Source organism: Micrococcus sp. HMSC31B01, from assembly GCF_001816085.1.
Classification (GTDB): Bacteria; Actinomycetota; Actinomycetes; order Actinomycetales; family Micrococcaceae; genus Micrococcus; species Micrococcus luteus.
On sequence record NZ_KV825421.1, the window covers coordinates 1 to 5315 of the forward strand.

5 protein-coding genes are annotated in these 5315 nt (G+C 73.2%); 4 read left to right on the top strand and 1 reads right to left on the bottom strand.

Annotation, left to right across the window (positions count from 1 at the left end):
* The first annotated feature begins 150 nt into the window (after positions 1 to 150).
* Together HMPREF3105_RS11735 and lepB are read left to right on the top strand one after the other, a co-directional pair.
* Positions 151 to 1131: a ribose-phosphate diphosphokinase gene (locus tag HMPREF3105_RS11735; protein WP_070709768.1), complete on the top strand. Its 981-nt coding sequence runs from the start codon at positions 151 to 153 to the stop codon at positions 1129 to 1131.
* 2 nt (positions 1132 to 1133) lie between these two features.
* The gene (lepB, locus tag HMPREF3105_RS11740) at positions 1134 to 1880 is read left to right on the top strand and encodes a signal peptidase I (RefSeq protein ID WP_070709771.1); all 747 of its coding nucleotides are present in this window, start codon (positions 1134 to 1136) and stop codon (positions 1878 to 1880) included.
* 54 nt (positions 1881 to 1934) lie between these two features.
* Here lepB and HMPREF3105_RS11745 read toward each other — a convergent pair whose 3' ends face one another.
* A complete protein-coding gene (locus HMPREF3105_RS11745; protein ID WP_070709774.1) occupies positions 1935 to 3059 on the bottom strand; it encodes a PqqD family peptide modification chaperone in 1125 nt (374 codons plus the stop codon).
* A 170-nt stretch (positions 3060 to 3229) separates the two neighbouring features.
* Between HMPREF3105_RS11745 and HMPREF3105_RS11750 the strand changes: the two genes are divergently transcribed.
* Positions 3230 to 4153, top strand: coding sequence for a glycosyltransferase family 2 protein (locus HMPREF3105_RS11750; RefSeq protein ID WP_070709777.1), 924 nt, complete (start codon positions 3230 to 3232; stop codon positions 4151 to 4153).
* A complete protein-coding gene (locus tag HMPREF3105_RS11755) occupies positions 4150 to 5211 on the top strand; it encodes a CgeB family protein (RefSeq protein ID WP_083325344.1) in 1062 nt (353 codons plus the stop codon). Before HMPREF3105_RS11750 ends, HMPREF3105_RS11755 begins: the two co-directional genes overlap by 4 nt.
* Positions 5212 to 5315: the final 104 nt, after the last annotated feature.

The window sequence follows — 5315 nt, forward strand, 5'->3', positions numbered from 1 at the left end:
CGCCGGCGCGGAGGGCTCCGGCGCTCAGGGCTGACCCCGCGCGCCCTAGGATGGGTGCGAGGACCGGGCCCTTCAGGCGGCCCGCTGGACGTCGGCCGCGCGCCGCCGCCGGGCATGGAACGTGCAACCACGAAGGATGTTGAGGACGTCATGACGGAGCTGAGCCGCAGCGAGGACAAGCGACTGGTGCTGGCCACGGGCCGCGCCCACCCCGAGCTCGCGCAGGAGATCGCCGAGGAGCTGGGCACCGAGTTGCTCCCCATGAGCGCCTACGACTTCGCCAACGGCGAGATCTACGTGCGCTCGGGCGAGTCGGTGCGTGGCAAGGACGTGTTCATCATCCAGTCGCACCCGGCGCCGCTGAACAACCACCTCATGGAGCAGCTGATCATGGTGGACTCCATGAAGCGCGCCTCCGCCCGCCGCATCACGGTGGTCTCGCCGTTCTACCCGTACGCTCGCCAGGACAAGAAGGGCCGCGGCCGCGAGCCGATCTCGGCCCGTCTCGTCGCGGACCTGTACAGGACCGCCGGCGCCTCCCGTGTGATGAGCGTGGACCTGCACACCGCCCAGATCCAGGGCTTCTTCGACGGCCCGGTGGACCACCTGTTCGCCATCCCGCTGCTGGCGGACCACATCCGCTCCAGCGTGGAGGGCGAGGAGGTCACGGTGGTCTCCCCGGACACCGGTCGCGTGCGCGTGGCCGAGCAGTGGGCGGACCGCCTGGGCGGCGTGCCGCTGGGCTTCGTGCACAAGAGCCGGGACCTCACCGTTCCGAACAAGGCCGAGTCCAAGACCGTGGTCGGGGACGTCGAGGGCCGCGTCTGCGTGCTGATCGACGACATGATCGACACCGGCGGCACCATCGCCGGCGCCGTGCAGATCCTCAAGGACGCCGGCGCGAAGGACGTCATCATCGCCGCCACGCACGCGGTGTTCTCGGACCCGGCCGCCCAGCGTCTCGGCGAGTGCGGCGCCCGTGAGGTCGTGGTGACCAACACCCTGCCCATCCCGGAGGAGAAGCGCTTCGAGACCCTCACCGTGCTCTCGATCGCCCCGCTGATCGCCCGCGCGATCCGCGAGGTCTTCGAGGACGGCTCGGTCACCAGCCTCTTCGACGGCGTCGCCTGACCATGGCCGAGCGCGTCGAGCCGGCCCACGGGGACCACGGCGGCGCGGTCGCCGCGCCGCAGCCTCACCGTCCGCGCCTGCCGTTCTGGGCCTCCCTGCTGCTGAACGTGGTGGTGGCCATCGCGGTCGTCGCCGTGGTGCAGGCCCTGTGGGTGAAGGTGTACTCGGTGCCGTCCGGCTCGATGGAGAACACCCTCGAGGTGGGGGACCGCATGCTGGTCAACCGCACCGCCTACCCGGACGGGATGGCCGACTCCCAGGACGTGGTGGTCTTCACGGCCAACGAGGACTGGGCGCACCCCATGCCACCGGAGGGGGCCGTGGAGAACGCCGTCCGCACGTTCGGCGACCTCACCGGCATCGGCCGCTCGCACGAGCAGGCGTTGGTCAAGCGCGTGGTCGGCACCGCGGGGCAGACCGTGGAGTGCTGCACCGCCGAGGGCGCGGTGACGGTGGACGGGGAGCCCGTGGACGAGCCATACATCCACAACGACCTGCCGTTCATCCGGGACGAGCTGGACTGCGAGTCCGAGGTGATGTCCGCGCGCTGCTTCGGCCCGGTCACCGTGCCGGACGACTCGATGCTCGTGCTCGGCGACCACCGTTCGAACTCGGCCGACTCCGTGATCGCGTGCCGCGGCATCCCCGCCGACCAGGCCGGGGACTGCGCCCGCTTCGTCACCCGCGAGGACATCGTGGGCGAGGTCTTCGTGACCGTCTGGCCGCCCACGCACTGGGGCGGACACTGATCTCCTGAGGGGGCGGGGCGTCCTGGGCGCCGGCCGCCTCCGGGCCGGGCCGGTTCAGCCGGTCCTGGCCAGTTCCGCGGTGACCAGGGCGTCCATCGCCTCCCGCACCCGGGCCTCGGCGTCCTCGGGCACGGGTCCTTCGGCGCGGAGGCAGGCCACCACGTCGGCGGCCGTCCGCGGCTCGTCCAGCAGGAGCCAGACGGACGGGCCCAGACCTTCGAGCACGACCAGGCGGTCCGAGGCGAGCAGGACCAGGCGGCCGTGGTCGGTCAGGATGCCGTCGTCGACGGCGCAGCGGGACACCGCGCCCGGGGTTGCCACTCCGACGGAGGCCGAGAGCTCTTCCTCGGTGAGTGCCTCCCAGGCGGGGGTGACGGGCGTGGGCGGGGCCGCCAGGAGGCCGTCGACGACGCCCCGCAGGTCCTCGGCTTCGGCGTAGACCAGGCGTTGGGCGCCGCCGACCGCGTCGAGGACGCGGCAGAGCGTCACGAGGCCGCGGGGGAGCAGGGAGAGGGAGGAGGTCTGGGGGACGAGCGCCGCGAGCGCGGCCACGAGTTCTATGGCCTCCGCTCGCGGCGTCACCGGGCCTGCCGGATCCCGCACGCGGTCCAGCACGGCGATCCGGGCCAGCCGGGCGTCGGGGAGGGTCGGACCGAGACCGAGGTCGTCCGGGCCTCGCTGGGTCTTCGGGCGCACCCCCCGTGACCCCAGCAGGGACAGCGGTTTGGGGTAGGGCGTGACGGTCAGGCCGTCTGGTGCGATGATCGCCGTCTCGTCGGTGAGGTAGGCGAAATGGGGTCCCAGCCGGCGCGTGGCCGTCGTCTTGCCCGTCCCGGACGCCGCCACCAGGACGATCGCCTCCCCGGTGTCCGGTGCGGCGAGGCACGCGGCATGGAACATCAGGTGGGTGCCGCGGGCGGACTCGATCGCCTGCGAGGTCGCCAGGAACACCAGGTCCTCGTGCCACTGGAGCCACGGACGCGCGGGGTCGGCGTCGCGGTGCGCATCCGCGCGGGCCGGCGGCTCCACGGCCTCCACACCGCATCGGGCCCAGGACTCGATGACCTCCGCCCGCTCGTCTCCCGTGAGGCCGCTGACCGTCACAGCATCGAGTCCGGCGCCGATGCGCAACGCGGTCGTCTCGCGCGTGGCTTCGTCCTCCCCCTGGGTGCCGGGCATGGCTCACCCCTTCCATCCCGTGGTTGTCCGGTCAGTGTACCGAGCACCGTGTCGACGGCCACGAGGCCGCCCCACCGGACGACACGGGTCCTCGCCAGACGCTCTCTATACTCGTCACAGGTTCTCGGGCGCTGGGTGCGCCCTCCATCCGAGCTGAGGGAGGAGCCCGCATGGCAGCCCAGTCGCCCACGGCGGCGGTGACCGTGGTGATCCCGCACTACGGCGATCCGGCCCCCACCCTCGCCCTCGTCGACCGCCTGCTGACCGATCCCGGAGACGCGCTGGCCGCCGTCGTGGTCTCGGACGACGCCTCGCCCACCCCGTACCCCGAGGCGCACGATCCGCGTCTGACCGTGGTGCGCCGCGAGCGCAACGGCGGCTTCGGGGCGAACGTGAACACCGGCCTGGCCGCGGTCACCACCGAGCTGGCCCTGGTCCTCAACTCGGACGCCGAGATCACGGGGGCGCAGATCGACGCGCTGGTGGTTGCGGCCGCTCCGTACCAGCCGGCCGTGGTCAGCCCGCAGGTCGTCAACGAGGACGGCACGCCGCAGTGGTCCGGGCGGCACTTCCCCACGGTCCTGCACCAGACCGTCGAGTGGCTGACCCCGCTGGCCCGCTTCCGCCACCTGGACGTGCTCCACGAGGCCGTGGGGCACGACGTCGCGGCGGCCCGGTCCGTCTCGCCCGTGGCGGTCGACTGGGTGATGGGCGCCGTGCTGCTCCTGCCGATGGCGCAGGTCCGCGCCGTCGGCGGGTTCGACGAGGAGTACTTCATGAACTCCGAGGAGGTCGATCTGCAGCGCCGCCTGCGCGAGCACGGTGTGCCGTCGATCGTGGTGCCGGCCGTCCGTGTGCCGCACGGGCTGCACGGCTCCTCGGATCCGCTGCGCCGGCGCGGCTGGCTGGTGGACTCCCGGTACCGCTACGCCCGGAAGTTCGGTCACCCCCGGGTCCTCAAGGCCGCGCTCACCGCGGCCACCGGGGCGAACTTCGCCGTGAACGCGCTCCGGCAGGCCCGGGGTGTGGACGTGGACGCCCGCGCCGTGCTCCGGGACGAGCACGCGCTGGTCTGGAAGGGGCGGCGCCGATGAGCGCCACCGGCTACACCGTGCCGGCGCCGCCCGACGCGCGGGGCGGCCGCTCACCGGAACGGCTGTTCCTGGTCTCGCCGGCGTTCCACGGCTATCACCGCTCCATCGCGGCGGCGTGGGCTGCCCAGGGCTTCGACGTCACGGTGCACTGCTACGACGCCTACGCCACGCTCGGCATGAAGCTGCGGAACAAGGGGCTGCTCGAGCTGCCGCAGAAGGCGGGCGTGGACCGCACGGCCGCGCGGGTCGCCTGGGACACCGGGCGGGCCGTGGCCGCGCTGCGTGAGGCCCGGCCGGACCGCGTGCTCGTCATCAAGGGGGACTCGCTGGGCGAGGCCTTCTGGTCCGAGATCCTCGATGCGGGCCTGCCCCGCATGCTCTGGCTGTACGACGACCTCGCGCGGCACGACTACTCGATGGAGTTCCTGCGCTCCGTCGGGCCGGTGCTCAGCTACGCCCGCTCCGAGGCCGAGCTGCTGGCCGGCGAGGGCGTGGACGCCCACTACATGCCCAATGGTTTCGACCCGGCGATGGCGCTGCCCCAGGTGCCGCGGCGTGACGAACTGGTCTTCGTGGGCTCGCGCTACCCGAACCGCGTGGAGCTGCTCTCGCGCCTGGCCGCGGCCGGGGTGCCGGTGCGCGCCTACGGGCGTCAGTGGAGCCACCACCCGGTGGACCGCCTGCGCACGTGGGAGCTGACCCGGCCGGACCTGCCGGCCGAACGGGACATCCCCCTCGAGGAGGCGTACGCCGTGCAGGCGGCCGCCGCGGGCGCCATCAACATCCACGGCCTGCAGGCCGGCCATGCGATGCGGACCTTCGAGGTGCCCGGCATGGGCGGTCTCCAGCTGGTCGATCGGGCCGACGTGGCCGAGTTCTACGTCCCGGACGAGGAGGTGCTCGCCTTCGAGGACGCGGACCACCTCATCGAGCTGGGCCGCCGGGTCGTCGCGGACCCCGCCTGGGGAGCGCGCATCCGGGGGGCCGGCCGCCGCCGGTCGCACGCGGAGCACACGTTCGCGCACCGGGCGGCCATGGCCCAGGGGTGGTGGGCATGACCGACGCGCCCCTCTTCTGGCGCTCCGAGGACCTGCCGCGCTGGCACGCGTGGCAGCGCGCCCAGTGGCCGCTGACCCGGCGGGCCGCGGACACCGCGCGCTCG

Excerpts from the sequence above, each read along its gene's own strand:
- HMPREF3105_RS11755 (WP_083325344.1), top strand. The coding sequence starts at position 4,150 with ATGAGCGCCACCGGCTACACCGTGCCGGCGCCGCCCGACGCGCGGGGC.
- HMPREF3105_RS11745 (WP_070709774.1), bottom strand. The coding sequence starts at position 3,059 with ATGCCCGGCACCCAGGGGGAGGACGAAGCCACGCGCGAGACGACCGCG.
- HMPREF3105_RS11750 (WP_070709777.1), top strand. The coding sequence starts at position 3,230 with ATGGCAGCCCAGTCGCCCACGGCGGCGGTGACCGTGGTGATCCCGCAC.
- HMPREF3105_RS11735 (WP_070709768.1), top strand. The coding sequence starts at position 151 with ATGACGGAGCTGAGCCGCAGCGAGGACAAGCGACTGGTGCTGGCCACG.
- lepB (WP_070709771.1), top strand. The coding sequence starts at position 1,134 with ATGGCCGAGCGCGTCGAGCCGGCCCACGGGGACCACGGCGGCGCGGTC.